Source organism: Rhizobium moroccans, assembly GCF_057559155.1.
Map to the genome: position 1 here is coordinate 131,090 of NZ_JBHFJG010000047.1, position 26,528 is coordinate 157,617.

27 protein-coding genes are annotated in these 26,528 nt (G+C 61.7%); 11 read left to right on the plus strand and 16 right to left on the minus strand.

Annotation, left to right across the window (positions count from 1 at the left end; genetic code table 11):
• Positions 1–70: 70 nt before the first annotated feature.
• Complete coding sequence (locus tag ACE04I_RS22145; RefSeq protein WP_046794850.1) at positions 71–352, minus strand: hypothetical protein; 282 nt, start codon at positions 350–352, stop codon at positions 71–73.
• 116 nt (positions 353–468) lie between these two features.
• On the opposite strand from ACE04I_RS22145, the gene ACE04I_RS22150 reads away from it, so the two are divergent.
• The 3 genes from ACE04I_RS22150 (at position 469) to glgX (ending at position 3,120) form a co-directional block, all read left to right on the plus strand.
• The gene (locus ACE04I_RS22150) at positions 469–762 is read left to right on the plus strand and encodes a hypothetical protein (RefSeq protein ID WP_046794849.1); all 294 of its coding nucleotides are present in this window, start codon (positions 469–471) and stop codon (positions 760–762) included.
• Positions 759–974 (plus strand): hypothetical protein, encoded by a 216-nt coding sequence (locus ACE04I_RS22155; protein ID WP_137326640.1) that lies wholly within the window; start codon positions 759–761, stop codon positions 972–974. Before ACE04I_RS22150 ends, ACE04I_RS22155 begins: the two co-directional genes overlap by 4 nt.
• A 67-nt stretch (positions 975–1,041) precedes the next feature.
• Positions 1,042–3,120, plus strand: a complete 2,079-nt coding sequence (gene glgX / locus ACE04I_RS22160) for a glycogen debranching protein GlgX (protein ID WP_046794848.1) — start codon at positions 1,042–1,044, stop codon at positions 3,118–3,120.
• Between the two features lie 5 nt (positions 3,121–3,125).
• On the opposite strand, the gene glgA is transcribed toward glgX, so the two are convergent.
• The 6 genes from glgA to ACE04I_RS22190 form a co-directional block, all read right to left on the minus strand.
• The gene (gene glgA, locus ACE04I_RS22165) at positions 3,126–4,595 is read right to left on the minus strand and encodes a glycogen synthase GlgA (protein ID WP_046795097.1); all 1,470 of its coding nucleotides are present in this window, start codon (positions 4,593–4,595) and stop codon (positions 3,126–3,128) included.
• Positions 4,596–4,890: 295 nt separating this feature from the next.
• Positions 4,891–5,157, minus strand: coding sequence for a DUF2934 domain-containing protein (locus ACE04I_RS22170; protein ID WP_046794847.1), 267 nt, complete (start codon positions 5,155–5,157; stop codon positions 4,891–4,893).
• A 344-nt stretch (positions 5,158–5,501) separates the two neighbouring features.
• A complete protein-coding gene (locus tag ACE04I_RS22175; protein ID WP_046794846.1) occupies positions 5,502–5,999 on the minus strand; it encodes a YciE/YciF ferroxidase family protein in 498 nt (165 codons plus the stop codon).
• Positions 6,000–6,090: 91 nt separating this feature from the next.
• On the minus strand, positions 6,091–6,288 hold the full coding sequence (locus tag ACE04I_RS22180; RefSeq protein ID WP_046794845.1) for a hypothetical protein: 198 nt from the start codon (positions 6,286–6,288) through the stop codon (positions 6,091–6,093).
• A gap of 22 nt (positions 6,289–6,310) precedes the next feature.
• Positions 6,311–6,703: a BON domain-containing protein gene (locus ACE04I_RS22185; protein WP_052760405.1), complete on the minus strand. Its 393-nt coding sequence runs from the start codon at positions 6,701–6,703 to the stop codon at positions 6,311–6,313.
• A 90-nt stretch (positions 6,704–6,793) separates the two neighbouring features.
• On the minus strand, positions 6,794–7,378 hold the full coding sequence (locus ACE04I_RS22190; RefSeq protein ID WP_046795095.1) for a cysteine hydrolase family protein: 585 nt from the start codon (positions 7,376–7,378) through the stop codon (positions 6,794–6,796).
• Positions 7,379–7,514: 136 nt separating this feature from the next.
• On the opposite strand from ACE04I_RS22190, the gene ACE04I_RS22195 reads away from it, so the two are divergent.
• On the plus strand, positions 7,515–7,847 hold the full coding sequence (locus tag ACE04I_RS22195) for a hypothetical protein (RefSeq protein WP_046794844.1): 333 nt from the start codon (positions 7,515–7,517) through the stop codon (positions 7,845–7,847).
• Positions 7,848–7,872: 25 nt separating this feature from the next.
• On the opposite strand, the gene ACE04I_RS22200 is transcribed toward ACE04I_RS22195, so the two are convergent.
• Positions 7,873–8,052: a hypothetical protein gene (locus tag ACE04I_RS22200; protein ID WP_137326639.1), complete on the minus strand. Its 180-nt coding sequence runs from the start codon at positions 8,050–8,052 to the stop codon at positions 7,873–7,875.
• A 197-nt stretch (positions 8,053–8,249) separates the two neighbouring features.
• On the minus strand, positions 8,250–8,450 hold the full coding sequence (locus tag ACE04I_RS22205) for a hypothetical protein (protein WP_046794842.1): 201 nt from the start codon (positions 8,448–8,450) through the stop codon (positions 8,250–8,252).
• Between the two features lie 111 nt (positions 8,451–8,561).
• On the opposite strand from ACE04I_RS22205, the gene ku (ACE04I_RS22210) reads away from it, so the two are divergent.
• Entirely contained in the window at positions 8,562–9,365 is an 804-nt protein-coding gene (gene ku / locus ACE04I_RS22210; protein WP_046794841.1) for a non-homologous end joining protein Ku, read from the plus strand.
• Between the two features lie 3 nt (positions 9,366–9,368).
• Here ku (ACE04I_RS22210) and ligD read toward each other — a convergent pair whose 3' ends face one another.
• Positions 9,369–11,915, minus strand: a complete 2,547-nt coding sequence (gene ligD / locus ACE04I_RS22215; protein ID WP_046794840.1) for a DNA ligase D — start codon at positions 11,913–11,915, stop codon at positions 9,369–9,371.
• A gap of 2 nt (positions 11,916–11,917) precedes the next feature.
• The gene (gene ku, locus ACE04I_RS22220) at positions 11,918–12,778 is read right to left on the minus strand and encodes a non-homologous end joining protein Ku (protein WP_046794839.1); all 861 of its coding nucleotides are present in this window, start codon (positions 12,776–12,778) and stop codon (positions 11,918–11,920) included.
• A gap of 174 nt (positions 12,779–12,952) precedes the next feature.
• Between ku (ACE04I_RS22220) and ACE04I_RS22225 the strand changes: the two genes are divergently transcribed.
• Together ACE04I_RS22225 and ACE04I_RS22230 are read left to right on the plus strand one after the other, a co-directional pair.
• A complete protein-coding gene (locus ACE04I_RS22225) occupies positions 12,953–13,459 on the plus strand; it encodes a sigma-70 family RNA polymerase sigma factor (RefSeq protein ID WP_245282090.1) in 507 nt (168 codons plus the stop codon).
• Between the two features lie 47 nt (positions 13,460–13,506).
• Positions 13,507–14,016 carry a superoxide dismutase family protein gene (locus ACE04I_RS22230; protein ID WP_046794837.1) on the plus strand — a complete coding sequence of 170 codons (510 nt, stop codon included), beginning with the start codon at positions 13,507–13,509 and terminating at the stop codon, positions 14,014–14,016.
• A 20-nt stretch (positions 14,017–14,036) separates the two neighbouring features.
• Here ACE04I_RS22230 and ACE04I_RS22235 read toward each other — a convergent pair whose 3' ends face one another.
• Complete coding sequence (locus tag ACE04I_RS22235) at positions 14,037–14,762, minus strand: glutathione S-transferase (protein WP_046794836.1); 726 nt, start codon at positions 14,760–14,762, stop codon at positions 14,037–14,039.
• Positions 14,763–14,783: 21 nt separating this feature from the next.
• Positions 14,784–15,419, minus strand: coding sequence for a UdgX family uracil-DNA binding protein (locus tag ACE04I_RS22240; protein ID WP_046794835.1), 636 nt, complete (start codon positions 15,417–15,419; stop codon positions 14,784–14,786).
• 168 nt (positions 15,420–15,587) lie between these two features.
• Here ACE04I_RS22240 and ACE04I_RS22245 point away from each other — a divergent pair, with 168 nt between their 5' ends.
• Complete coding sequence (locus ACE04I_RS22245; RefSeq protein WP_046795094.1) at positions 15,588–17,933, plus strand: glucose/quinate/shikimate family membrane-bound PQQ-dependent dehydrogenase; 2,346 nt, start codon at positions 15,588–15,590, stop codon at positions 17,931–17,933.
• A 65-nt stretch (positions 17,934–17,998) separates the two neighbouring features.
• Here ACE04I_RS22245 and ACE04I_RS22250 read toward each other — a convergent pair whose 3' ends face one another.
• Both ACE04I_RS22250 and ACE04I_RS22255 read right to left on the minus strand, forming a co-directional pair.
• The gene (locus tag ACE04I_RS22250) at positions 17,999–18,301 is read right to left on the minus strand and encodes a BON domain-containing protein (protein WP_487207608.1); all 303 of its coding nucleotides are present in this window, start codon (positions 18,299–18,301) and stop codon (positions 17,999–18,001) included.
• A gap of 55 nt (positions 18,302–18,356) precedes the next feature.
• Complete coding sequence (locus ACE04I_RS22255; RefSeq protein WP_487207618.1) at positions 18,357–20,297, minus strand: hybrid sensor histidine kinase/response regulator; 1,941 nt, start codon at positions 20,295–20,297, stop codon at positions 18,357–18,359.
• A gap of 180 nt (positions 20,298–20,477) precedes the next feature.
• Between ACE04I_RS22255 and ACE04I_RS22260 the strand changes: the two genes are divergently transcribed.
• From ACE04I_RS22260 to ACE04I_RS22270, 3 genes are read left to right on the plus strand one after another with little or no spacing between them, the layout of a single operon-like run.
• On the plus strand, positions 20,478–21,080 hold the full coding sequence (locus ACE04I_RS22260; RefSeq protein WP_046795093.1) for a TetR/AcrR family transcriptional regulator: 603 nt from the start codon (positions 20,478–20,480) through the stop codon (positions 21,078–21,080).
• A 36-nt stretch (positions 21,081–21,116) separates the two neighbouring features.
• Complete coding sequence (locus tag ACE04I_RS22265; RefSeq protein WP_046794832.1) at positions 21,117–22,277, plus strand: efflux RND transporter periplasmic adaptor subunit; 1,161 nt, start codon at positions 21,117–21,119, stop codon at positions 22,275–22,277.
• A gap of 22 nt (positions 22,278–22,299) precedes the next feature.
• Entirely contained in the window at positions 22,300–25,452 is a 3,153-nt protein-coding gene (locus ACE04I_RS22270; RefSeq protein ID WP_046794831.1) for an efflux RND transporter permease subunit, read from the plus strand.
• A gap of 19 nt (positions 25,453–25,471) precedes the next feature.
• Here the strand turns inward: ACE04I_RS22270 and ACE04I_RS22275 are convergent, their stop codons facing one another.
• Positions 25,472–26,383: a LysR family transcriptional regulator gene (locus ACE04I_RS22275; RefSeq protein ID WP_046794830.1), complete on the minus strand. Its 912-nt coding sequence runs from the start codon at positions 26,381–26,383 to the stop codon at positions 25,472–25,474.
• Positions 26,384–26,528: the final 145 nt, after the last annotated feature.

A 26,528-nucleotide genomic window follows, 5' to 3' on the forward strand; every position in this document is an offset into this window, starting at 1 on the left:
TAGGCGGAGAACGAAGCAGTACCCCATGCGGTTCCACCAAATCGCCATAATGGTGGCAAGTTCGTCACAATTATGAACGGCGGTCCGCAAGTCGGTCCGCAGCTGCCCGTGCGCGGGCAGCTTCCAGGATCGCGCGGACCTCTCTTGCGCCGGAATTTTCGATGGCGAAGCCGTCTTCCGGCATCACGCCGGGATCTTCCTCGTTGTCCTTGAAGGTCGCGTCGTCCCGCAGCCTCTGCAGGAAGGCGGTGATGGTAACCTCCCCACCGATCATTGCCGCGAGCAGGTCGATCATCAGCTCGCGATGGGCGTTCAGCCGGCCCTCCAATTCCTGCGCGGTCATCGCGGTCATTTATTGCCTCCTCTCGGGTTCTAGGTCTTCCCTCTTTCCAGATAGGGGAGTGTCCCCCAGAGGGAACAATGGCAGCGACCGAAAGTTAATCCGATGACAGATTTGGAGGAACGCCCATGGCAGAACTTGCCGGATCGGGATCGGGATCGGGCAGGGGCGGTCACGATATCAGGGATCGGCTGATCCTTGCTCTCTATGCCCAGCTCAAGGCCGAACGTCAGACGCGCGAAGCGCTGGAATATGTCATCCGCAACGGCGCCCTCTCGCCGGAAGTGCTTCAGGCGGTTGCGAGCGATCCGGTGCCGGTTGCCGCGGCGGCAGACGTTGCGGCGATCGAGAAGGTCATCGCGCTTGACGCGCATCGCCGTCATAAGGACGACGGGCAGAACAACGGAGACAAGAAGAAATGAGACCTGCCATAGCGGCCCTTACGGCCGGGCTGTTTCTTGCCGCTTGCAGCGACAGTTCCAACGACAACCAGGCGGACCCGATGGACAACACGTCTCCGGAGCAATCGGGCCAGACCGGCAATACGGCGCCGGCCGACCAGGACCCGACGCCTCAGACGGGAACCGGCGGGCAAAGCCCGGCCACATCACCATCGGGAACAACCCAGCGATAGCCAAATCCCGTCAGGGAACGAAATGCCGTGCCGCGCAATTAATACGCGTCTGTCCTAAAGGTGCGGCATGGATACGAAATCAACCCAGTTTATCGTTGAGCGGGGCTCGTGGAACCAGCTCGGCGCCAATTTCGACGGCGAAGGCGTCAACTTCGCAATCTTTTCCGCCCATGCCGAACGCGTCGAGCTTTGTCTCTTCGACAGCAGCGGCAGAATAGAAACGGCCCGCCTCGAGCTTCCGGAGTATACGAACGAAGTCTGGCACGGCTATATTCCAGGCCTCAAGCCCGGTGCGCTTTACGGCTACCGGGTCCACGGACCTTATGAGCCGGAAAACGGCCACCGTTTCAATCCCAACAAGCTGCTGGTCGATCCCTATGCACGGGAGCTCGTCGGCGACATCCAATGGAACGCGGCGCATTTCGGCTACGATCTCCAGCACAAAAAGAAGGACCTCAGCTTCAACAAACGCGACAGCGCGCCCTTCATGCCGAAATGCCGGGTGATCGATCCGAACGCTTTCGATTGGCAGGATCACGAGAGGCCGAATATCCCCTGGCCTGCTGTGATCGTCTACGAGACGCACGTGAAGGGCTTCACGCAGCTCAATCCGGCGATCCCGGAGGCGTTGCGCGGCACTTTCGAGGGCATGGGGCACAAGGCATCGGTCGATTACATCAGGAGCCTCGGCATCACCTCGGTCGAGCTGATGCCGGTGCATTATTTCCCCGACGACCAGCACTTGCTGGACAAGGGGCTCAGGAATTACTGGGGCTACAATACGCTCGGTTTCTTCGCACTGGCTCCCCGCTACTACGGGCCCGAGGGCATCCAGGGTTTCCGGAGAATGGTGCGCGCCTTCCACGACGCAGGCATCGAGGTGATCCTCGACGTGGTCTACAATCATACCGCCGAAGGCAACGAATTCGGCCCGACACTTTCGTTCAAGGGCATCGACAATTTCTCCTACTACCGGACGATGCCGAACCAGCACCGCTACTACATCAACGACACGGGTACCGGGAATACCGTCAATACCTCGCATCCGCGGGTGCTCCAGCTCGTCATGGATTCGCTGCGCTACTGGGTCGAGTACATGCATGTCGATGGTTTCCGCTTCGATCTCGGCACCATCCTCGGTCGCGAGCCGGAGGGTTTCGACCAGCGCGGCGGCTTCTTCGATGCGATGACGCAGGACCCGGTGCTCTCGACGGTCAAGCTGATCGGCGAACCCTGGGATATTGGCCCCGGCGGCTATCAGGTCGGCGGCTTTCCGCCGGGCTGGGCGGAATGGAACGATAAATATCGCGATACCGTGCGCGACTATTGGAAAAGCACCAATGTCTCCAATGATTTCGCCGCACGCCTGCTCGGTTCCGGCGATCTTTACGATCAGCGCGGCCGCAGGCCCTGGGCGAGCGTCAATTTCATCGCCGCCCATGACGGCTTCACGCTGAACGACCTCGTCTCCTACAACGACAAGCACAACGAGGCGAACGGGGAGGGCAACAAGGACGGCCATAACGACAACCGAAGCTACAATTACGGGGCGGAAGGTCCGACCGACGACGAAGGCATCAACGCGATCCGCGAGCGCCAGAAGCGCAATTTCCTTGCGACGCTGTTCTTCTCGCACGGCACGCCGATGCTGCTTGCTGGCGACGAGTTCGGCCGCAGCCAGATGGGCAACAACAACGGCTACTGCCAGGATAGCGAGCTTTCCTGGGTGCATTGGGAGAACCTGCCCGAGACCTGCGAGGAGCTTCGCGAATTTACCCGCCACCTCATCAAGCTTCGCCAGGAGCAGCCCCTGCTTCGCCGCGAGAACTGGCGCGACGGCATGGAGGTGAACTGGTTCAATGCCGGGGGCGGCGAACAGAAGCCGGAGCACTGGGATGACGGCACGACGCTCGGCCTTCATCTGTCCCGCGCTGATCTCGAAGGCCAGGACGGTGTCTGGTCGGATGTGCTGCTGCTCTTCAACCCGTTCGAAGGCAACGTGCCTTTCCGCATTCCGCAATTCGGCAAGGAAGGCTGGGTGCTGGAGCTCACAACTTCCGATCTATCGAGACACGGCGAGAGGATCGTCATGGAGAAGGATTTCGAACTCGAAGGCCGCAGCCTCGCGCTCTTCCGAAGGCCTTAGCCGCGTCAATGCGTGATGCGGATCTGGCCGATCGTGATCGCGGAGCGGCGCGTGAGATTGGCGTAGATCGCCGCATATTGCAGGGCGCTGCGCTCCCACGAGAATTTCGTCTTCATGCCCTGGTTCTGAAGGCGTGCCCAGTTCTTGCGATCGGCATAGGCATGCGCCGCCCGGCGTAGCGCAAGCCGCAGCCCGCCTGTGTTGACCGGATGGAATTGGAAGCCTGTCGCCACCCGCGCCGACATTGCGGCATCGTTGGCATCGATGATGGTTTCCGAAAGGCCGCCGGTGCGGGAAACCACGGGCACACAGCCATAGCGCAGCGCATAGAGCTGCGTCAGACCGCAGGGCTCGAAGCGGGAGGGTTGGATTATGGCGTCCGAGCCGCCCTGGATCAGGTGGGCCATCGGCTCGTCGTAGCCGATGCGGACGGCCATCCGGCCGGGATAGCGCGCGGCCGTCGCCAGAAGATGATCTTCCACGTGGTGGTCGCCCTGGCCGAACACGACGAGCCTGCCGCCATTCCAGATGATTTCATCGGCCGCGTCGGCGAGCATGTCCATGCCCTTCTGCCAGGTGAGACGGCTGACGGCCGAGAAAACGGGACCGTCGGTGGGGTCGAGCCCCAGTGTTTCCATGAGCACGGCGCGGTTCTGGCGTTTCCGGCGCAGGCAGTTGATGTCGTATTTGTGCGGCAGATAGGGGTCCGTCGCGGGGTCCCATATGTCGAGATCGATGCCATTGACGATGCCGCGCAGCACCGCGACCCGTTGGCTCAGGACGCCATCCATACCCATGCCGAAACGGGGGGTGAGGATTTCGCGCGCATAGGTGGGGCTGACGGTGGTTATCGCGTCGGCCGTCTGGAGCCCGCCCTTGAGGAAGCTGATGTCTCGGAAATATTCCATGCAATCGACGGAGTAGGCTCTTGGCGGCAGGCGAAGCGGTCCGAGCAGATAGGCCGGAAACTGTCCCTGGAAGGCGATGTTGTGGATGGTGATCACCACCGGCGTGGAGCAGCCCATTTCGCGCATGTAGACGGAGGTAAGTGCGGACTGCCAGTCATGCGTGTGGACAAGGTCCGGCTGCCAGCCGGGCAAGGCCCCATGGGCTATTTCCGCCGCGGCGAGCGAGAGAGCGCCGAAGCGTCTCCAGTTGTCGGGATGATCGATCCCGTGCTCGTCTACGTACGGACCGCCGGGACGATCATAGAGCGTTGGTGCGTCGAGGATGAAAAGGTTGAGATCATCGATCCTGGTGTGAAGCAGCGAAGCCCTTTCACCGAGGAGATCCTCGAAAACCATGAGCGGCAAGGCGTTCTTCAACTGCTTCATGACGCGCGGATAGCCGGGTACCAGCGATGTCGTTTCCACCCCGTAGGGCTTTAGCGCCTTCGGGAGAGAGCCCGTAACGTCGGCGAGGCCGCCGGTCTTCACCAGGGGAAAGATCTCCGAGGTCACGGACAGGATCTTCATCCGAGGAGCTTCCATCGGGTGATCGACGAAAGCCGCTCCACGATCCGCCAAGTCGTGCCGTTCGTCGTGCATGTTGGCTGGAAAGGGAACGCTCGTCATGCCTGCCTCCGTGCTTGATCTTCATTGATCCAAACATTGGGAACACGCCCGGCGTTCCCTTTCGGGACAGAATTTGAAGGATACGTGCGTTCAGATGCCATGGCGGTTTCCAGCGTAAGAGATCACGCCCGCGGCAACGGTGCTTGCCGCAGTAGAACGACATCGGAATATGGTCGTGATCCGGCCTCGCCGGGCATCACTGTTCCAGCGAAACTTTCTTCGCGCGCTTCTTGGCTGGCGCCTTCAGGGGGACTGACTTGACGGCAGGTTCCGAAGAAGCGGTCAGTTCGGAAATTTCACTGCGTTTGCGGCGGACCGTTGCCGGTTTGGCCGGCGCGGAAACAAGGGTGGCATATTCGAGTTTTGCCCTCTCCCAATGTTCCCTGTCCTTGCCGGAAGGATATCCTTCCGCTTCCCACAAAGCATAAGCCCGTTTCCTGATCCAGTCTTCCTCGGCTTCCATATTTCGTCTCCATTCGCCCAATCCCGAACGTCGCGGGAATGAAAAAGTTCCGGGTATGGAAAATGAAAATCTCTGCTCGCGTGACCGCAGATTGGAATGCGAAAATCTGCCCGGTTACGGAGCATTTCAACGGCCGGAAAAGTTACTCGGCCGGGCAAAAGCATTCCTATCGAAAGGTACTGCGATCCAGTCTCGGACGCAACCGGCCGGGCCTATATTATCGATGGCGTGAAGCTACGTTTCCTGGCGCCGTCGAACGTTTCCGCTATCAGGGAGCCGGTGGTTTCATTAGGGAAAAAATAGGTAGGAGGGGGCGCCATCGGCGCCCCGATTTCTGATGTCTGTCAGGCTGCCTTCTGGGCGGCGGAATTCAGAGCAGCTTCGGCAAGGCCTGTAAGTGCCTCGTCGGTTTTGGTCTCTTCGGCAAGCGTCGCCTCCAGAAGGCTCACGGCGTCCTTCAGCCCGAGCTGCTTGGCCCATGCGCGCAGCGTGCCGTAACGGCTGATTTCATAATGCTCGACGGCCTGGGCGGCTGCCAGAAGGCCGGCGTCGAGAGCCGGCGTTCCCTTGAATTCGTCAAGGATGTCCTCGCCTTCCTCGATGATGCCGTCGATCGCCGGGCAAGTTTTGGCGCGGGCACGCTTGCCGATGATCTCGAAAACCTGGTTCAGGCGCTCGATCTGGCCTTCGGTTTCTTCCTTGTGCTTTTCGAACGCAGCTTTCAGCTTCTCGCTCCGGGCGCCGCGCGCCATTTTCGGCAGGGCCTTCACGATCTTGCGCTCGGCGTAATAGATGTCCTTGAGGGTCTCGTAGAAAAGATCATCGAGGGTCTTGGTGGCCATTGTCTCTCTCCTTGTTCGGGGTGTTTCGTGGCGAGGGTTCGCGAGGCATCTAACCAGCGGAGGGCTGGAAGGTTCCTGATAGTAGATCCGCTCAACGCGGATGGGTGGACTGATGAGTGGAAGGCTCGCGGCCACCCGGCGGCTTATCGTAAAGATGTTCCACGGCGTCTTCCTGCCGGTGCTGCTCGCCGCGGCTCAGCCGGCGACGATGCATGATGCCGTAGAAGATGGCGGCGCCGAGCAGGATCGGGCCGATCGCCACGGCGAAGAACCAGAGATTGTCGGCCATCGCTTTCTCCTTTCACTTGCGCCTAATGCCGTTCCGGCATGATGCGCAGGTTGTTGAGGCAATCCGACACGCCGTGCACGTCAAGCGCACAGTCCTCGGCCCGGCGCTTGTCGGCCCGGCTCGCGACATGGCCCTGAAGCGTAACCACTCCGTCTTTCACGGATACGGCAATATCCGTCGGGTCGATGAAGGGGTCCTGGGTCAGCCGTTCGTTCACGTCCTCCTCGATGCGGCTGTCGGCGCGCCGGTATCCTTTCGGTCCCTTGCCGCGATGCACCTGCTGTTGAGGATTGTCGGCGAAGATGTTCGCCTCGCCCGGAAGGTATCCGCTCGGGCGGCTTTCAGCCGGCCCTTCCCAACGGGGCCACTGAGAGGTTTCGCCGGGGCGGCCGGACTTCGGTTGCTCGTCTTTCATCGAGGGACACCTCCTTGTCTTCTGGGGACTTTCCCTTTCCAAAGACAACCGGTGGCCGCGCCAAAGGTTCCGCCAAGGATATCCAGCCGCTTAGCGCCACCAGTCGATGACCTCGGCTGCGCTTGACAGGCGCAGTTGCGTCGAGAAGCGGTTGGCGTAAAGCTCGAGCGAGGCGTCATGCGTCTCATCCGATGCGCTGCAGATCGCGTCCTGGACGAGGATGATCGCATAGCCGAGGTCGACGGCACCCAGCACGGCCGCGAGCACGCAGACGTCTGTTTCGCCCCCGGATATCACCAGCGTCGTCACCTCGTGCTGTTGCAGGAAGGAATGCAGGCGGCCGTCCAGCCAGGGCGAGTAGATCGGCTTGTCGAGGACCACGGCGGGAGGCGCCAGCGCCCGAAGCTCGGGGAGAATGTCGACCACCGCATCTCCCAGAACCTCGCGGGTCATCATCGGCCATTTCAGGTAGTAGTTCCGCCATGTGCCGCGCGCTTCGGACGGCTCGCGCACGGGTACGAAACGGGTGAATATGGTCTCGCTCGGGTGGGCTTGCGAAATCGCCGCCACCGGCTCGCGTACGCGCTGCATCCACGGCACGTTCCAGGGCGTATCCTCAGCGAACATGCGCTGCATGTCGACACAGAGATGGCGGCAGTGCCTTGGGTCTTCCATGAAAATCCCGATCGACCGGTTTGAAAGGAGGTCTGAAGAAACGGGCACGGCCTTGCGAGGTTCCCGACACGTTCTCGGGGGAACCGGCGGGCGGGGCGAACGTTTGCCCCGCAAGGCAATTCCGGGAGAGATACCGATGCAGGAAGTTTTGAAGGTCTATCGGCTCGTGCCGATCGCTGCCGCGGACGATCCGAATTGGCAGAATTCCCCCTCGCAGGGAGAGGTCGTGGTACGGGCGAGAACGCCCGGCGATGCGCGGCTCGTCGCCAGCCAGGCGGAACTCGATTTCACCGATATCGATGCTTCTCCCGCCGAAGGCAATTCGACCGAGATGGCGAGCACCTTCCGCAATGAAAAGCTCTACACGGTGATAGAAGACGACAGCGGCAGGTTCAGTCCGGAAGGTCCGCGAGGGATTGTCGCTGGCAAGGTGAAGGTGGACAATATCATCTCGACCCAGCTCGATTAGGAACTGGAGGTGGAGCGAGGCTCGCTCAGTCGGGCCGCTCAGCCAGCTTGTCGTTGAGGGCTTTCTGCAGCTCGAGGGCAAGCTGCAACAGGCGATCGGGGACCGGTTCCTTCTGTATCTCCATCAGGAGTACGGAAACCTCGCGGCTCACTCGACGACCCAATTTCAATTCCGTCTCCGAGACTGGAGCGATCTTTTTCGTCATCCCGACCTCTGAAGCGTCCAAACCGGCACATCAATGCCGATAGTTACTCCGCTTATCGAACTTTACACCAGTCCTCCATACACCAACATCATAAGTTTCGGAAATTCCCCGAAAAAGTAAATGGAACACATCCAGCGACCTGGCCGGCGACCTGGCTTGCAGGCGCTGTCCACGAGGGTAGAAATGGGTATGGGCGCTCAACGACGCGGCGGTTTCGGAGTTCCGGAAGGTATCGAGGTCACGGTTGTCGAGATCGGATCACTCGCCGGAAAGGTGTCTTCGAGACCTTCTTCGAGCTGTTCTTCCAGCTCGCTGGCCTCCTGGCGTTCGCGCGCGGAGCGTTGGACGGTTCTCTTATCCACATCCTTTTCTGGTTTAGGGGCGCCTTTGTTGTTCATGGTTTTACCCTCCTGTCTTTGTTCCGCCCAAACGGTTGCGGCAATAGTTTGTTCCGGAACTTCCGGGCGGCGATGACGTTTGCCTTGCGGTCGAGGCAAGGAATTCTCCCGATGGCGCCGCGTGTTTTCTGGAAAGGCTATCTCAAACTGTCCCTGGTTACCTGCAGGGTCACCATGACGCCGGCGGTCTCCGAAAGCGCCAAGGTGCGCTTCCACAACCTCAACCGCAAAACCCATAACCGCGTGCTCAGCCAGTATGTCGATGCTGAGACGGGGGAAGCGGTGGAGGACGACGACCAGGTGAAGGGATACCCCAAGGGCGAGGATGAATATGTGCTCTTCGAGGACGAGGAGATCGAGGATGTCGGCCTTGAAAGCACCCGCACCATCGACATCGAGACTTTCGTGCCCACCGCGTCGATCGGCTGGCTTTGGTACGACCGGCCGCATTATCTCGCCCCTGACGACGAGGTGAGCGCCGAAGCCTTCGCAGTCATCCGGGAAGCCATGGCGAAGACCCGCACGGCCGGCATCGCACGGCTCGTCATGTACCGCCGCGAGCGGGCGGTGATGCTCGTGCCGAAGGACCGGGGGATCGTCGTCTGGACGCTCCGCTACGGTGACGAGGTGCGCGATCCGGAGCCCTATTTCGAGAATGCGAGAGATGCGAAACCGGATGCCAAGCACCTGACGATGATGAAGAAGCTCATCGAGGAGCGGACGGAATCCTGGGAACCTTCCCTGGCGGATGATCCGGTCCAGGAGCGGCTGCTCGACATCATTTCCGAGCGCAAGAAAGGCAAGAAGACGAAGAAGCGCGCCGAGCAGCCGGCGGAGGAGCGCCCCAGCAATGTCATCGACATCATGAGCGCGCTCAAGAAGAGCCTTGCCGCCGAGCGCTCTTCCCGCAAATAGGGCCTATTTCCTGCCGGCGCGCTTTGTCTTTCCGCTGACCGCGATCTCCGCCTCCGCCCGGCGAAAATCCGCCCATGGATCGGCGGCCATCTGTGCAAGCCGGGGAAGGGCATTGTTGACGGTGAAGTAGGCCGGACCTATCGCGCCGGTCAGTTCCTCCCAGGCGATCGGCATGGAAACCGGAGCGCCGGCGCGTGCGCGGGTGGAGTAGGGCGCAACCGCCGTGGCGCCGCGGCCGTTGCGCAGGTAATCCACCAGGATCTTGCCCTTGCGTTTGGATTTCGTGATGGTCGAGACGTAGAGGTCGGGGCTGTCGCCGGCCATGCCGTCGGCAAGTGCCTTCATGGCCGTCTTCACATCCGGCCATTCCGCCTTGGGCTTTACCGGCGCCACGACATGCAGGCCCTTGCCGCCGGAGGTCTTGACGAAGCCCGTCAATCCGATCGCCTCGAAGCGCTCGCGCACCTCGAAGGCAGCTTCGATGATCCTGTCCCAGGTGACGCCTTCGCCGGGGTCGAGATCGATATTGACCATGTCCGGCTTTTCCCAATGGTCGAGCGTCGAGCCCCAGGGGTGGATTTCGAGGGCGGCTCCCTGCACCAGGCCGAGCAGCCCATCGAGATCGCGGATGGCGATATCTATCTCGTCCGGATCGGTCGGGTCGGGCGCCGGGACCACGTGTTTCGTCATGCCCTTCCAGACGTGCTTCTGAAAGAAGAGCTGTTTGGTGATGCCGTCGGGACCGCGCACGAGCGCGAGCGGCCGGTTCACGACGAAAGGCGCCATCAGCCGCCAGACCTGGGTGTAATAATCGGCCAGCCCGGCCTTGGTGACGCCCGCATCCGGCCAGTAGAGGCGGTCGGGATGGGTCAGGTTGACCGTGCGGGCCGGCGTCTTCGGTTCTTCGGCTGCATTCACCGGTCCGCCCTCCCGGACAATGTCCTTCGGATTCTTGTCTTCCCTGAGACCCCGGAACGCGGCGTGGCGAATATGCGCATCGGCCGTCCAGCCGCGGAATTCGACTTCGGCCACCAGCTCGGGCTTCAGGAAGACAACATCCTTCTTTTCCACCGCCGCGAGCTTTTCGTCAAACGCGCTCTTGTCGATCCGGTATTCGTTGAGCGTCTTCAAGAGCGATCGGGCGACCGCATTGGTATAGCCGGTGCCGACGCGGCCGGCATGGAGCAGCTTGCCCTTTTCGTAATAGCCCATCACCAGCGAACCGATCGCCTTGTCGGAGACGGAGGAGGGAACGTAGCCGGCGATGACGAATTCCTGGCGCGCGGAGCACTTGGACTTCTGCCAGTCCCTGCCGCGACCGGGACGATAGGGCGCGTTGGCGATCTTCGAAACGATGCCCTCGAGGCTCAGACGGCAGGCATGTTTCAACACCAGGCCTCCCTCATCCTCGAAGTGCTCGCTGTAGCGCAGCCTTTGGCCGGCTTCCGCCAGCAGGGCCTGCAAGGCCTCCTTGCGGCTCAGGAGCGGTGCGCCGGTGAGATCGTAGCCGTCCAGGTAAAGCAGATCGAAAGCGTAGAAGGTGAAGCGATCGCTGCGGCCGGCGCTGAGTTCCTGCTGCAGCAGCGAGAAATCCGTGGCACCCGTGCCGTTTTCGACCGCCACTTCACCATCGATGATCCCGGTTTCCACCTTGAGCTTGCGGAATTCCGCGACGATTTCCTTGCCGAACCTCTCGGTCCAGTCGAGACCCGTCCGGGTCAGAAGCTTCACCTTGCCATCTTCTATGCGCGCTTGAAGACGGTAACCGTCGAGCTTGATTTCGTGGACCCAGCGCTTGCCGGACGGGGCGGTCTTTACCAGTGTCGCAAGCTGCGGCTCGAGGAAATCCGGAAAGTCAGCCTTCCTGGCTCCCTTGAGACCGGAAATATCCGGGACGGAGCCTGCCTCGGGTTCGGCCCTGCCGGCGGTTTTTGCCTTGGCCGTCTTTCCTCGGCTATTGCTCTTGTTCTTTCTGCCCTCCAGTTCCTCGATCGCGCGGCCGGTCTTCACCGAAAGCGGTTTCTCTTCCAGCACATCGGGATCGCCTTCGGCGCGGGCGAATTCGTCCTCGCCCTTGATGAGCAGCCAGTTCTCGCGCTTCTCCGTTTCTCGATTGGCCATGCGCACGAGGTGCCAGCGGCCCTCCAGCTTCTCGCCTTTCAGCTCGAATTCCATGTGGCCTTTTTTGTAGCCCTTGTGCGGATCGCCGATCGGCTCCCATGTGCCGCGGTCCCACAGCAGCACGGCGCCCGCGCCGTAATTGCCTTGCGGGATCGTGCCTTCGAAGCCGCCGTAATCGAGGGGGTGATCCTCCACATGCACCGCCAGCCGCTTTTCACCCGGCACGAGGCTCGGGCCGCGGGTAACTGCCCAGCTTTTCAGCACGCCATCCATTTCAAGCCGGAAATCGTAGTGCAGCCTTGTCGCCGCGTGTTTCTGGATCACGAAGCTATTGCCGGTCTTCTTCGCTTTTCGGGTTCGCGAGGCCTTTCCGGCAGGCTCGGGCGTGGCCTTGAAGTTACGCTTCTGGTTGTAGGTTTCGAGCGCCATGTTCAGCCAGCCTTTCTCTGGGGAGCGGCAGTTTTACGAGGCGCAGTCTTGTGCGCGGTTTTCCTTTGAGGCTTGCCGGTGGATGGCGCCGAACCGCGGGCGCTCTGGCGCAGCGCGTCGAGAAGATTGGAGACCTTCTTTTCTTCCCGCTTCGGCTTTTTCGGCGGCTTGCGGCCTTCGATCTTGGCTCTCACGAGTTCGGCAAGCGCCGCTTCATAACGGTCGTCGAACTCGGTCGGATCGAATTCGCCCTTCTTGGTGTCGATGATGTGCCTGGCGAGATCGAGCATCTCGCCCTCGATCTTGAATTCCTTGATGTCGGAGAAGACCTCCTTGGACGAGCGCACCTCGTAGTCGTAGTTCAGCGTGGTGGCGATCAGCCCCTCGTTCGAGGGCCGGATCAAAAGCGTGCGCAGGCGGCGGAAGAGTACGGTGCGGGCAAGCGCCGCCACGTCCTTCTCCTGGAGCCCCTTCCTGATCAGCTCGAAGATTTCCGCTGAAGGCTTATCGGCGGGGGCCAGATAATATGGCCGGTCGAGATAGAGCGTATCGACGCCATTGCAGGGTATGAAGGTTTCCAGCGAAAGCGTCTTGTCGCTTTCCGGGACGGCGGCCTTGATTTCCTCCGGCTCCAGGATGACGTATTCGCCGCTTGCGACCTCGAAACCCTTCACGATGTCTTCGCTGTCGATCTCCCGGCCGGTTTCCGCATCGACCATCTGGCGGTGGACCCGATTGCCGGTCTCGCGGTTGATGATGTGAAAGCTCACCCTGTCCGAGGTCGAGGCAGCCGTATAAAGGGCCACCGGGCAGCTCAGCTCGCCGACCTTCAGATAGCCTTTCCAGTTCGCGCGCGGTGCCATGATCGGTACTCCATGAAAAGCCGAAACAGCCGGAAAAAACTATCAACAGGGGCAGGGCGAAGTTTGTTCCGTCACGAAGATGAACAGCCCGTTCATGTTCCGGGAACCAAATATACGTGGCGTGCGTTTGCCACCGTCATTCCCGCCATCGAGACTTCGAAGAGGTAGGCAACGGTGTCTGAATCACAGTTGAATGGCGAGCCTGCACGTGCGGACATAGTAAAGCTGATACCGGCTCTGCGCGCTTTCGCCCGTACGTTCTGCCGCAACCCGACCGATGCGGACGATCTGGTGCAGGAAACGCTAACCAAGGCACTCGCCAATCTCGACAAGTTCGAGCCTGGAACCAGGCTGAAATCCTGGCTGTTCACCATCATGCGCAACACTTTCTATACGCGCGCCAAGGTGCTGGGCCGGGAGGCTCCGGGTATCGAAGACAATATTTCCGGCGATACGCCCATACCTGCGACGCAGGAGGTCAGCATGCGCGCCAAGGAAGTGCAGGAGGCCCTGCAGAAACTTCCTCCGCATTACCGCGAGGTGCTGACGTTGGTGGCCATCCTGGGCGAGAGCTACGAGACCGCCGCCGAGATCTGCGACTGCGCGGTCGGAACGGTGAAGAGCCGCCTCAATCGGGCGCGGCATCAGATTCTTCAGGAACTGGGGGAGGAAGCGAGCTGAGCGGGCATTCTGCCGCGGCTCGTCGGAACCATAGAGGAGCACAAGGCATGAGACGAACCCTCGCAGCAGCCCTTTTCCCGACCCTTTTGGCAGCCGCCGCAATCGCGCAGGAGCCGGCGACGGCCACGGCGAAATTCGTCGGCGCCGACGGCAAGGACGTCGGCACGGCGACGCTGACCGGCACGAAGACCGGCGTCCTGATCGAGATCGAGGTGAGCGGGCTTCCGGCTGGTCAATGGGTGGCCTTCCATGTTCATGAGACGGGAACCTGCGATCATACGACCGGCCATGAATCGGCGGGCGGCCATTTCAACCCGACCGGCGCACGGCATGGCTATGAGGCGGAGAACGGGCCGCATGCGGGCGACATGCCCAATCAGTATGTGGGAGCGGACGGCACGCTTCGCGCCCAGGTCTTCAACAGCGCAGTCACGCTCGGCGGGGGTGACAACGGCATCACCGGCCGCGCGCTGATGGTGCATGGCGGCCAGGACGATTATTCCAGCCAGCCTTCGGGTGACGCCGGCAACCGGCTTGCCTGCGCCGTCATCGAATAGATGCGGACGTCGGCAGCATCTTACGCCGACCCATCGTCGAGTTCCGGATAGTGCCGGAATATGCCGGATTCGTTGAAGCTCAAGCGCCGGTCCGAACGCAGGTAAGCCGCGACGTTCGGCCGGTCTCTCACCATCTCGCGCAGCTTGCCGAGGTGATGGTAATCCCTGTCGAGGTTCCTGGTCGCATGTGGAAAAGCGTAGGCGAGCCCCTCGGCAAGCTGGAACAGCGACAGATCGACATGGGTAAGCCGATCGCCGACCGCATGGCCGCTCCGCGTCGGATTGGCGCCGACGACGCGGTTGAAATAGCCCATGAACTTCGGCAGCCGGTATTTCAGGAAATTCGTCGCGCGCACCTTGGCGGCTTCCTTCTGGTCCTCGTAATAGTCGTCCGAGCCCAGCGGGTGATGGGTGTCGTGCACCTCGGCCACGAAATCGGTGATCGTGAGCTGCAGGCCATGGGCGAACCAGCGGCTTTTTTCATCTTCGGGCAGAAGGCCAAGCTTCGGCCCGAGATAGTGGAGAATGTTGGCGACGTGGGAGATCACCAGATCGCCGTCCTTCAGAAACGGAGGGGCGAAGGGCATGTCGAAGCCATGCCGTCCATGAATGTAGTCCATCATCGCTGCGGTTCCCCGGCTGCCCCGGGCAACGTCCACATAGCGCGCCCCGGCTTCCTCAAGGGCTAGCCGCACGAATTCTCCACGGCCCTGAATGCCGTCCCAGTAATAGAGTTCGTATGCCACGGGATATCCTCGGTCCTTCTGTCATTTCAAAAAATCACCGATCCTTCGCAGATCATCGACGAACCGGGCGCGGTTCATCTCGGCATCCGTCCGGTCCCGGCTCCTGAGCAGGGCGGAGGGATGAATGGTCACAAGCACCGGCACACCGCTCGGCGTGCTGAGGATTTGTCCGCGGTCGCGGGTGACCTTGGCCTGCCGCCCGAGCAGGGAATATAGGGCGGTCGCTCCGAGAGACACGACCAGCGATGGTTTCAGGAGCCGCAGCTCGGCGGCAAGCCACCAGGAACAAGCCCGCACCTCGCCCGCATTCGGCTTGGAGTGGATGCGCCGTTTGCCGCGCGGGGTGAACTTGAAATGCTTCACGGCATTGGTGACGTAGCAACGGTCGCGGTCGATGCCGGCTTCCTCCAGGCATTTGTCGAGGAGCTTTCCGGCCGGGCCGACAAAGGGGCGGGCGGCCAAGTCTTCCTTGTCGCCCGGCTGCTCGCCCACGAACACGATATCGGCCTTCGACGGTCCTTCGCCGAAGACCATGTGGGTGGCGTCGCGATAAAGGTCGCAGCGGGTGCAGTCCTCCGCGTCCCGCCGGACCTCCACAAGCGTGCCGCCTTCCGCGCCGGGCGTCTCGAAGGCCGGTCCTTTATTCGACGTCAGCATTGATCGAATCTCCGTGATCGTTCAAAACTATGCTGCGGGTAGAGTCGTTCCGGAAAATTGCACGCGCCGCGATTGGGCCTGGAACTTTTTTGCGCGCGTTGTGTTGAGGCGGCGGGGAAGCACGGCGTCGTCGTGCCGGGATCTTCCAGCGAAACAGGATTTTCCGATATGACCATCATGATCACCGCGATCATATTCATGCTGATCGGGATCGCGCTGGCCATCGGCGGCGGCCATTTGCTGCTGCTCGGGGGAAGCGCTTACTATCTCGTTGCGGGACTTGCCTTCATCCTGACGGCCGTCCTGCTGTTTCTCCGAAGAGCGATGGCACTGCGCGTCTATGCGGTCATCATCCTCGCATCGCTCGGCTGGGCGATATGGGAAGTGGGTTTCGATTGGTGGCAGCTCGGACCGCGCGGCGGTCTCATCGTCCTGCTCGGGCTGTGGCTGCTCACCCCATGGGTAAGGAAGCCGCTCGGTTTCAGCAGCCCCACGACGGGCTATCGCTACGGCGCGAGCGCCACGCCGCTGGCGCTATCGATCGTGATCGCGGTCGCGGTCGCGGTGCTTTCGATGTTCATGGACCCGTACAATATCGATGGAGAGCTTCCGGAAGAGGCGGTTGCGGCGGCGCCCGCGCTTGGCGGCAACGTGCCTCCGGGGGAATGGCACCAGTATGGCCGCACGCCTTACGGTCAGCGCTATTCGCCGCTCGACCAGATTAATGTGGAAAACGTCGCCGATCTTCAGGAAGTCTGGCGCTACCAGACCGGTGACGTGAAGCTGCCGGACGATGTCGGCGAGACCACCTATCAGGTGACGCCACTGAAGGTCGGCAATATGCTCTACCTCTGCACGCCGCACAATTGGGCGATCGCGCTCGATGCGACGACCGGGCAGGAGAAGTGGAAGTTCGATTCCAATTCCGGAATGAACCCCGACCGGCAACACCAGACCTGCCGCGGCGTGACCTATTACGCCGATCCGGCAGCGGCACCCGGCACGGCCTGCGCCCAGCGCGTCTATCTGCCGACGTCCGACGCGCGCCTCATAGCCCTCAATGCGGAGACCGGCGAGATATGCACGTCCTTCGCCGATCAGGGTGTGCTGCATCTGGAAACCGGGATGAGGTACAACCCGGCGGGATATTATTATTCCACATCTCCGCCGGCGATCGTCGGCAACAAGATCATCATCGGCGGTGCAGTCAACGACAACTATTCGACCCAGGAACAGTCCGGCGTCATCCGCGCCTACGACGTCAACAGCGGACAGCTCATCTGGAATTGGGATTCCGGCAATCCCACCCAGACCCAGCCGCTGGCCCCTGGCCAGACCTACAGCACCAATTCGCCGAACAGCTGGTCGGTGTTCAGCGTCGATGAGGAGCTCGGCCTCGTCTACATCCCGCTCGGCAACCAGGTGCCGGACCAGCTCGGCATGGGACGCAGCGAAAACGTGGAGAAATATTCGTCCTCGATCGTCGCGCTCGACATTAATACCGGCGCCGATCGATGGGTGCGGCAGACCGTTCATCACGACCTCTGGGATATGGACGTTCCCGCGCAGCCGGTTCTGCTCGACATCACGCAACCGGACGGCAACGTGGTGCCGGCGCTCGTCGGGCCGACGAAGCAGGGCGATATCTACGTGCTCGACCGGCGTTCCGGGGAACCGATCATTCCGGTGACGGAAGAGCCGGCTCCAGGCGGAGCCATCCCGGAGGACTTCACCGCGCCGACCCAGCCCACCTCGGCGCTGACGTTCAAGCCCGAGACGCTTCAAGAAAAGGACATGTGGGGCATCACCATGTTCGACCAGATGGTGTGCCGCATCAAGTTCCACCAGTTGAAATACGAGGGCCGCTATACGCCGCCGTCGCTGCAGGGCACGATCGTCTATCCCGGCAATTTCGGCACGTTCAACTGGGGCAGCGTCGCGGTCGATCCCGAGCGCCAGGTCATGTTCGGCATGCCCACCTATCTCGCCTTTACCTCGCGGCTCGTCCCGCGTTCGGAAATCCCGCCAAAGGGTGCGGACGAGAAGGGTAGCGAACAGGGGCTGAACCGCAACGAAGGCGCGCCCTACGGCGTCTATATGGGGCCGTTCCTGGGACCGCTGCAGATTCCCTGCCAGGCGCCGCCATGGGGCTATGTGGCGGGTGCGAACCTGCGCACCGGCGAGATCGCTTACAAGCACCGCAACGGCACGGTCTACGACATGACGCCGCTGCCGCTGCACTTCAAGGTCGGCGTTCCGGGCATCGGCGGTCCGATGATCACCAAGGGCGGCGTGGCTTTCCTCGGTGCGGCCGTGGACGATTATCTGCGTGCCTATGATCTCACGACTGGCCGCCAGCTCTGGGAAGCCCGCCTTCCGGCCGGTGGACAGGCGACGCCGATGACCTATGCGGTGGATGACGGCCGGCAGTTCGTGGTGATGGTCGCCGGCGGTCACGGATCGGTCGGCACCAAGCCCGGCGACTATGTCATCGCCTATGCGCTGCCACGGTGATCTTTGTTTGAAAGAAGGGCAATCGTACACGCGGTTGCCCTTCCTTCAGGAAGAAGATCAGTAGGTCAGAGTGGCCTTTGCCCACCGTTGAAGAAAGAAGGCGCGGTGTGACGGATTAGGTTGCGGACTGACGTGATGCCGGACCCGCTCCGGGCCACTTCCTCGGCCCGCCCGATTTCCTCCGGCACCTGGACCGTGCCCATCAGCGTGACCTCACCGCCTTTTACGGTTACCGTCACATCGCTGGCATCGACTCCGCCCGCGGACGCGAGCGCATCCGAAACTGCGCTTTCCACCGTCGCGCGGGGTGGGAACTCCGCCTCCACCTCGGCAGGCGTCTCATGAAAATGCTGGTGCTTGAATACCATTGCGGCGTTCTCCCTGGTCGGACCGGGAAAACAACGCCGTCACGCCCGCTTTTGTTCAGGCCTTGGTGCACAATACAGTCGTGATCACATCCTGAAGCTGGTCCTGGGAGAAAGGCTTGCCCAACCGCGGAAGGCGGTTGTCGCCGCCGCTCGGCAGTTCCGCATAGCCCGTGGCCAGCACGATCGGCAAATCCGGCCACTGTGCTTGAATTTCCGCGGCAAGCTCCGAGCCGCTCATGCGCGGCATGGAGTGGTCCGTGATCACAAGGTCGATCCGGTTGTCGCCGTTGCGGAGAGTGTTCAGCGCATCGACGCCGCTATAAGCCTCGATCACCTGATGCCCCAGGTCCTCGAGCATGAGGGTCGTGTTCATCAGCACCAGCGCGTCGTCGTCGACGGCAAGAACGGTGAGTTGTTTCCTGGGAACCGCCACCGATGATGCTGCCGCTTCCGCGGGTTGGGAGGATGCCGGAGTATCCGCGCTCGGCAGGAACAGCGAAACCTTTGTCCCTTCGCCTTTCCTGCTCTCGATCGCCAGCTTGCCGCCGGATTGTTCGGTGAGGCCCTGGACCATGGAAAGACCTAGCCCTGTTCCCTTGCCGACCCCCTTGGTAGTGAAGAAGGGTGTAGTGGCCTGGATCAAGGTCTCCTCGTCCATGCCCTCGCCGGTGTCGGCGACGCTGAGCTCCACATAGCGGCCGGGCTTGAGGCTGCCCCGCCTCGCCGGGATGTCGATCTCGCGTGCTTCGATGATGATGGCCCCGCCGCCGGGCATCGCATCCCTCGCATTGACGACGAGGTTGAGCAGCGCTGTTTCGAGCTGCACGGGGTCGGTCATCACATGAGCCAGATGCTCGGCAAGCCTGGTTTCGATCCGAACCGTCGACCCCAGGGAGCGTTGCATGAAATCCATCAGCTCCGTGACCAGCGCGGGAATGTCCACCGCCTGCATGTTCAGATCCTGCCTGCGGGAGAAGGCGAGCATGCGCTGCGTCAAGGCGGCGCCGCGTTCGGCTCCCTGGATGGCGTTATCGACCAGCGGGCTGAGCGAAGGGTCGTTGGGCATGCGCTTGCGCAGGATCTGCAGGCTGCCGAGGATCGCCATCAGAAGGTTGTTGAAGTCATGGGCGATGCCACCGGTGAGCTGGCCGATCGCTTCCATCTTCTGGGCCTGGAAAAGTTCTTCGCGAGCCTGGTTCAGCGCCTTCTGCGCTTCCATCTTTTCCGTGACGTCGCGGGTGATCTTGGCAAAGCCGATCAGTTCTCCACGCTCGTCGTGAATGGCATCTATGATGACATGCGCCCAGAAGCGGGTTCCGTCCTTGCGCTGTCTCAGGCCTTCCCTCTCAATGCGACCCTCGCGCCGGGCGGTGTCGAGGCTCTTCTGCGGCTCTCCGGCGAGGCGGTCCTCTTCGGTATAGAACTGCGAGAAATGACAGCCGACGATCTCGTCGGCGGTATAGCCCTTGATGCGTTCGGCCCCCACGTTCCAGTTGGTGACGTAGCCTTCCGGATCGAGCATGTAGAGGGCGTAATCGGTGACGCCCTGGACGAGAAGCTGGAACTTCTGTTCGCTGCCCTTCAGCTCCGTTTCGGTCTGCTTGCGTTCGGTGAGGTCGCGCGTGACCTTGGCAAAACCCGCGAGCCTGCCGGAACTGTCCCGGATGGGGTCGATGACGACATGCGCCCAGAAGCGGCTTCCGTCCTTGCGAACACGCCAGCCCTGGTTTTCAAAGCGTCCTTCCGTGGCAGCCGTTTCCAACGCCCGCTGGGGCAGGCCGGCGGACTGGTCTTCCTCGGTGTAGAAGCGGGAAAAATGCTCGCCGAGGATTTCGTCGGGGTCATACCCCTTGAACCGGCGAGCGCCGGGATTCCAGCTGGCGACACGGCCTTCGACGTCCAGCATGTATATCGCGTATTCCGTAATCGCCTCGATGAGAAGCCGGTAGCGCTCCTCGTTCATCAGCGGGATACCAGAGTTTTCAAGCATGTTTATTCGACACCCCGCAATGCACCCCTGCGGCAACGCATCATAATGCCATTCGTCCAATTTTGTTCCATCCTCTCGGTGAATTTCCTGCCGCAGCAGCCGCAGCGGGAAGTTGACAAAGGAGCGATGTCGATTTAGTGCTGATGAAAAATGAAATTCGTCACACGTAAAGAAAGCCGAACCGAGATGGAACCCCACGCTCAGGCCATCGAAGCGAACCGTCAGGAAAACGTCGCCCGTATCCTCGATGCGGCGGAGCGGCTGTTCCGACACTACGGCTACACCAAGACCAATGTCGCGGACATCGCTCGTGAGCTTGGCATGTCGCCGGCCAACATCTACCGTTTCTTCTCTTCCAAGGCGGATATCCACCAGGCTCTTGCCAAACGCATGCTCGAGGCCAGTTATCAGGTGGCTCTGGCCAATGCCGGGCGCCCGGTCAGTGCCGCCGAGAGGCTGCGCGATCATATACTGCAGCAGCACCGCATCACGCTCGAGACCATGATAGACGAGCAGAAGGTTCACGAGATGGTCATCATCGCCATCGAGCAGCAATGGCCGGCTATCGAGGAGCATCTGGAGCAAATTCGCGCGCTTATCGCCGTCCTGATCAAGGAAGGCGTCGAGGCCGGCGAGTTCCGCGACCAGGATGTCGAGCTCGCTGCGGAAAATTTCATGTCGAGCATGGTGATACTGTGCCATCCGCAGCTCGTCGCCGACTGTCTGCTCGAGAGCCGGATCGGCAAACCGGAAGACCTCGTCGAGTTCGGCCTGCGGGCTTTGAGATAGTGCTAAAGTTCATCACCGCCATCAGGAGTGCGGCTCATGTTCGTTTCGACTACACGGCGTAATGTTTCGCTATTGTTCAAGGGAGGCGTCGTGGCAGCGGCGCTGGCTCTTCTTGCGGGATGTTCGGAAGGTGAGGGGGCTACAAACGCCCAGGAGACTATCCGGCCGGTGAAGGTCGTCGAGGTCGGCGAACCCGATCAGGGGCGGCGGCTGGAGTATTCCGGCTCCGTCAAGGCGCGCACCGAGATGAATCTCGGGTTCCGCGTAGGCGGCAAGATCACCGAGCGTCTCGTGGACGTGGGCGATCGCGTCGGTCCCGGAGACGTGCTGGCGAAGCTGGACGCCGTTGATTACCAGCTTGCCTTGCGCCGCGCCGAGGCCGATCTCGCATCCGCGACGAAGCAGGAAGAGATTTCCGAACTCGCCCGCCGTCGCGCTCAAAGCCTCTTTTCCAAGAACATCGCCTCGAAGTCCGAACTGGAACAGGCGACACTGACCCATGACCAGGCGGTCTCCGCCCAGCAGTCTGCCGCTTCCGCGCTCGAGGAGGCCCGCAACCAGGTTGCCTATACCGAATTAAGGTCGGGCCAGAACGGTATCGTGACGACCGTCAGCGCCGATATCGGCCAGGTCGTCGGCTCGGGGACGCCGGTCGTCACCGTTGCGGTCGATGGCGGCAAGGAGGTGCAGATCGCCGTTCCGGAAGTGGATATCGGCCAGTTCCGTCCCGGCAAGACCGTCAAGTCCCGCTTCTGGTCCGATCCGGATCTCGTTCTCGAAGGCAGCGTCCGCGAGGTCGCCGGCAGCGCCGACGCCCAGTCGCGCACCTTTGCCGTTCGTGTCAGCCTGCCGGAAAACCCGCGCGTCCTGCTCGGCATGACCGCCACGATCGAAGCGACCGAGGACAATGCCGTTCCAGGCTATGCGATTCCGCTTGCCGCCCTCGGTGAGAAGGACGGCAAGGCCGTGGTATGGGTCGTGGATCGGCAGGCGGGAACCGTCAGGTCGCAGCCCGTCACGGTCGGCGCCTTTTCTGATCACGGCGTGCGCATTTCGGAAGGTCTTTCGACCGGGGACGTGGTCGTTTCCGCCGGCACGCAGTTCATGAAGGAAGACATGAAGGTCAAGCTGCCGGAAATGGTGAGTTCCCGGTTCGGCAACGTCAACAGCATGTCCACGGCTTCCGTGAAGCCCTGAGATCGGACCGAAGGACACGACCATGACCTCCTCCAACAAGGCCAATCCTTCCTCCGGCAAGGAACCCTTCAATCTTTCGCGCTGGGCGATCGGCCATCCGAGTATCGCCCGCTTCCTGTTTGGCCTCATCATCGTCATGGGTGTCCTGGGCGTGATGAACATGGGCCAGAAGGAGGACCCGGATTTCACCTTCCGCGTGATGGTGGTGCAATCGGTCTGGCCGGGCGCTTCGATCGAAGAAATGCAGGACCAGGTGGTCAACAAGATCGAGCGCAAGCTGCAGGAAACCCCGCATCTCGATTTCGTCCGGTCCTATACGCGCGCCGGCTTTGCGATCACCACCGTCCAGATCAAGGGCGATACCAATGCCCAGGAGGTGGCCGACGCCTTCTATCAGGTGCGCAAGAAGGTAGGCGATATCCGGCAGGAGCTGCCCGAAGGTCTTCTCGGTCCCTATTTCAACGATGAATTCGGCGATACCTTCATCACGCTGCACGCGATCAGCGGCGATGGCTACAGTTATCCGGAACTCAAGAAGATCGCCATCCAGGCGCGCGACATGCTGCTTGGGACGCCTGGCGTGGAGAAGGCAGTGATCCTCGGCGACCAGCCGCAGAAGATCTATATCGACGTCTCCTCGAAGGCTCTGGCCGAGCGCGGGCTGACCGTCGTCAATATCCGCGACGCCATTGCCGGTCAGAACAATGTCGATCCGGCCGGCAGTGTGGAGACCAGCGAGCGATCCGTGCGCATTGCGGTCGAGGGCGACATCACCACGCCCGAGGACATCCGGGAACTGCGCCTGCGCAGCGGCGATCAGGTGATCCGCCTCGGCGATATCGCGACCGTCAGCGAAGGCTTGGAAGACCCGTTCCAGCGCAAGTTCCGTTTCAACGGCCACGATACGGTCCAGATCGGCGTCGTGATGGCCAAGGGGTTCAAGGTCACCGATGTCGGCCACGCGGTCGAGGATACCTATCATAATTTCGAACAGACGCTGCCGGTGGGTGTCGCCGTCGAGCAGATATCGAACCAGCCGGAAGTCGTCACGGAAGCGATCGGCGAATTCACCCGCGCGCTCATGGAAGCGCTGGTGATCGTGCTGATCGTCTCGCTCATTTCGATCGGTTGGCGCTCGGGGATCGTGATCGCGATCGCCATCCCGCTGGTTCTCGCAGCCACCTTCGCCATCATGTACTATATCGGCATCGATCTGCAGCGCATCTCGCTTGGCGCGCTCATCATTGCGCTTGGCCTGCTGGTCGATGACGCGATGATCGTGGTCGAGATGATGGAGCGCAAGCTGGAGGAGGGGCTCGAGCGCCTCGATGCGGCGAGCTTCGCCTATCGTTCGACCGCCTTCCCGATGCTGACCGGTACGCTCATCACCACTGCCGGCTTCATACCGGTCGGCTTTGCGGATTCGACCGCGGGCGAATACGTGCGCTCGCTCTTTTTCGTGGTCGGCATCGCGCTTGTCACCTCCTGGTTCGTGGCGGTCTATTTCACGCCGTGGCTCGGGTATATGCTGCTCAAGCAGCGCGCCCATGCGGGTACGCACAAGGATGTCTACGACACCCGCTTCTACCATCGCCTGCGCGGTACGATCAGCTGGGCGGTGCGCCACCGGATCATCGTCATCCTGCTGACGTTCGCCGCCTTCGGCGGCAGCCTCTACGCCTTCAACTTCATTCCGCAGAGCTTCTTCCCGCAATCCTCACGGCCCGAGATCCTGGTCGATATGTGGCTGCCGGAAGGGACGAGCATCAAGGAAGTGGAGCGGCAAGCGAAGGCTCTCGAGGAACAGATCCTGCCCGATCCAGACAAGACCTTCGTCGCCACCTATATCGGCGAGGGTGCGCCGCGCTTCTTCCTGCCGCTCGACCAGCAGCTTCGTAACCCGAACTATGCGCAGCTTCTGGTCATGGCGAAGGACGTGGATGCCCGCGAACGGCTGATCGTCAAGCTGCGCGCCATCCTGGCGGAGGATTTCCCGTCCGTGCGCGGCAAAGTGGACAGGCTCTTCCTCGGCCCGCCGACCGGCTGGCCGGTGCAGATGCGCGTCACCGGCCCGGACAAGGCAGAAGTTCGCCGCATCGCCGATGCCGTGAAGGCCCGCTTCGAGGAACAGCCGAACTTCGGCGCGATCCACGACGACTGGATGGAGCCGGTGCCGGCCATGAAGCTGGTGATCGACCAGGATCGCGCCCGCGCGCTCGGGGTCACCTCGCAGCGTATCCGTCAGATGCTGCAGGCCGCCGCCTCCGGCGCTCCGCTCGATGATTTCCGCGACGGCGAGGAGACGGTCTCGATCGTCGCCCGCGAGCCGGAAGCAAGCCGCAATCTGCTTTCGGCCGTGCAGTCTGTCTATATCCCGACGGATTTCGGCGGCTTCGTGCCGGTCTCGCAGGTCGCCAAGGTCATGCCGGTATTCGAGCAGGGCATAGAATGGCGTCGCGACCGCCTGCCGACGATCACCGTCAAGGCGACCCTGCCGGACGGCATCGAGCCGACCCAGGTTGCCCTCAACCTCTACGGCAACATGGCCGATCTCCGGGCCAGCCTGCCGGCCGGCTACAGGGTCGAGATCCAGGGCGGCGCGGAGGACTCGGCCGAAAGCCAGGCCTCGATTGCCGCCAAGGCGCCGATCATGCTGTTCGTCATCCTGCTTCTGCTGATGATCCAGCTCCAGCATTTCGGCAAGGCCATGCTGGTGCTCGCCACAGGGCCGCTCGGGGTGATCGGCGCCGCCATGGCGCTGCTCATCACCCGCGCGCCCTTCGGGTTCGTGGCGATCCTCGGCGTCATCGCGCTGCTCGGCATCATCATCCGCAATTCCATCATCCTCATCGACCAGATCGATCAGGACATCGCCGCCGGCATGCCCCGGCAGGAGGCGATCGTGGGTGCCGCGGTTCGCCGCTTCCGGCCGATCACGCTGACTGCGATGACCGCGATACTCGCGCTGATCCCGATCTCGCGCGAGGTGTTCTGGGGACCGATGGCCTATGCGATGATGGGCGGCATTCTGGTCGCTACGGTGCTCACCATACTCGTCCTGCCCGCCGGCTACGCCTTGTTCTTCGGCCGCGAGCCGAAAAACAAGGAAGAGACAGGCGCCGACCAGCGCGATCTCTTCGAGGAGCGCAAGGACTTTCCTATCGCTGCCGAATGATGGACACGGGACGCCTTCCTCACGATTTGCGGAGGAAGGCGTCCTTGTTGGCGTTTACGGCGGCGACGATATAGTCCGCCACCACCCGCACGCGCGGGATCTGGCTGAGGTCCCGATGCCGGATCAGCCAGTAGTTCCGCAAGAGGTCGACTTCATCGGGCAGCACGATCTCGAGATCGGGCTGGTGCCGGGCGATGAAATGCGGCAGCACGCAAAGGCCGAGGCCGTTTCGCGTCGCCGTCAGCTGCGCGAAAATGCTGGAACTCTGGAAGCGCGGCTTGATGCCCGGGTGCACGTCGCCCAAATAGTCGAGGCCGGGCGCGAAGATCATATCCTCGATATAGCCGATGAAGGGATGGGCGAGGAGGTCTTCCCTGCAGGCGATAGGCTCGTTTCGGGCGAGATAGGTTTTCGCGCCGTAGACGTTGAGTGTGTAGTCGGTGATCTTCTCGATGAGGTAGGGCCCGCCCTTCGGCGGATCGAGGGTGACGGCGATATCCGCCTCCTTGCGGGAAAGCGACATGATCTGCTGGATCGTCACCAGTTCCAGCGAGAGGTTCGGGTGCTGCGCCGTGAACTCGCCCATCCGATGGGCGAAGAAGAAGTTCGCGAAGCCTTCCGGCGCGCTCAGGCGGACGACGCCCCGTTGCGCCGTGCTGCCCGAGACGATGTCCGCCTGCAGGCGGTCCGCCTCCAGTTCTATCTTTTCCGCAGTGTCGATGAAGCGCTGGCCCATGGCGGTCAGAACATAGCCGCGCGGATTGCGCTCGAAGAGCTTCACCTTGAGGGCGAATTCCAGCCGGTCGATGCGGCGGGAAACGGTGGCGTGGCTGGTGCGCAGGTGACGGGCCGCCGTCGACAATTGCCCGGTTCGGGCGACCGCCAGGAAGTATTGCAGATCGTCCCAGGTGAAATTCGGATTTCCGCTCATGCTCCTCCCGCAGTTCTGTTCAAAAATGCACAGATGCTGTTTGCAATTAATTGGGTGCGCCTCCTTGCGTCAACCGGAGTTTTCCGGAACCATGGGGTCGGAATGACCGCTTTGAGGAGGGCGGCTCGCCAATTTTGAACAGATT

What these genes read in the sequence shown, in the direction of transcription:
- ACE04I_RS22205 (WP_046794842.1), bottom strand. Translation starts at nt 8,450, where the DNA reads ATGAACAACAAAGGCGCCCCTAAACCAGAAAAGGATGTGGATAAGAGA.
- ACE04I_RS22240 (WP_046794835.1), bottom strand. Translation starts at nt 15,419, where the DNA reads ATGCTGACGTCGAATAAAGGACCGGCCTTCGAGACGCCCGGCGCGGAA.
- ku (WP_046794839.1), bottom strand. Translation starts at nt 12,778, where the DNA reads ATGGCACCGCGCGCGAACTGGAAAGGCTATCTGAAGGTCGGCGAGCTG.
- ACE04I_RS22150 (WP_046794849.1), top strand. Translation starts at nt 469, where the DNA reads ATGGCAGAACTTGCCGGATCGGGATCGGGATCGGGCAGGGGCGGTCAC.
- ACE04I_RS22260 (WP_046795093.1), top strand. Translation starts at nt 20,478, where the DNA reads ATGGAACCCCACGCTCAGGCCATCGAAGCGAACCGTCAGGAAAACGTC.
- ACE04I_RS22250 (WP_487207608.1), bottom strand. Translation starts at nt 18,301, where the DNA reads ATGGTATTCAAGCACCAGCATTTTCATGAGACGCCTGCCGAGGTGGAG.
- ACE04I_RS22175 (WP_046794846.1), bottom strand. Translation starts at nt 5,999, where the DNA reads ATGGCCACCAAGACCCTCGATGATCTTTTCTACGAGACCCTCAAGGAC.
- ACE04I_RS22190 (WP_046795095.1), bottom strand. Translation starts at nt 7,378, where the DNA reads ATGGAAGACCCAAGGCACTGCCGCCATCTCTGTGTCGACATGCAGCGC.
- glgX (WP_046794848.1), top strand. Translation starts at nt 1,042, where the DNA reads ATGGATACGAAATCAACCCAGTTTATCGTTGAGCGGGGCTCGTGGAAC.
- ACE04I_RS22145 (WP_046794850.1), bottom strand. Translation starts at nt 352, where the DNA reads ATGACCGCGATGACCGCGCAGGAATTGGAGGGCCGGCTGAACGCCCAT.
- ACE04I_RS22265 (WP_046794832.1), top strand. Translation starts at nt 21,117, where the DNA reads ATGTTCGTTTCGACTACACGGCGTAATGTTTCGCTATTGTTCAAGGGA.
- ACE04I_RS22185 (WP_052760405.1), bottom strand. Translation starts at nt 6,703, where the DNA reads ATGAAAGACGAGCAACCGAAGTCCGGCCGCCCCGGCGAAACCTCTCAG.
- glgA (WP_046795097.1), bottom strand. Translation starts at nt 4,595, where the DNA reads ATGAAGATCCTGTCCGTGACCTCGGAGATCTTTCCCCTGGTGAAGACC.
- ACE04I_RS22270 (WP_046794831.1), top strand. Translation starts at nt 22,300, where the DNA reads ATGACCTCCTCCAACAAGGCCAATCCTTCCTCCGGCAAGGAACCCTTC.
- ACE04I_RS22195 (WP_046794844.1), top strand. Translation starts at nt 7,515, where the DNA reads ATGCAGGAAGTTTTGAAGGTCTATCGGCTCGTGCCGATCGCTGCCGCG.
- ACE04I_RS22170 (WP_046794847.1), bottom strand. Translation starts at nt 5,157, where the DNA reads ATGGAAGCCGAGGAAGACTGGATCAGGAAACGGGCTTATGCTTTGTGG.
- ACE04I_RS22275 (WP_046794830.1), bottom strand. Translation starts at nt 26,383, where the DNA reads ATGAGCGGAAATCCGAATTTCACCTGGGACGATCTGCAATACTTCCTG.
- ACE04I_RS22230 (WP_046794837.1), top strand. Translation starts at nt 13,507, where the DNA reads ATGAGACGAACCCTCGCAGCAGCCCTTTTCCCGACCCTTTTGGCAGCC.
- ligD (WP_046794840.1), bottom strand. Translation starts at nt 11,915, where the DNA reads ATGGCGCTCGAAACCTACAACCAGAAGCGTAACTTCAAGGCCACGCCC.
- ACE04I_RS22155 (WP_137326640.1), top strand. Translation starts at nt 759, where the DNA reads ATGAGACCTGCCATAGCGGCCCTTACGGCCGGGCTGTTTCTTGCCGCT.
- ACE04I_RS22180 (WP_046794845.1), bottom strand. Translation starts at nt 6,288, where the DNA reads ATGGCCGACAATCTCTGGTTCTTCGCCGTGGCGATCGGCCCGATCCTG.
- ACE04I_RS22200 (WP_137326639.1), bottom strand. Translation starts at nt 8,052, where the DNA reads ATGACGAAAAAGATCGCTCCAGTCTCGGAGACGGAATTGAAATTGGGT.
- ku (WP_046794841.1), top strand. Translation starts at nt 8,562, where the DNA reads ATGGCGCCGCGTGTTTTCTGGAAAGGCTATCTCAAACTGTCCCTGGTT.
- ACE04I_RS22245 (WP_046795094.1), top strand. Translation starts at nt 15,588, where the DNA reads ATGACCATCATGATCACCGCGATCATATTCATGCTGATCGGGATCGCG.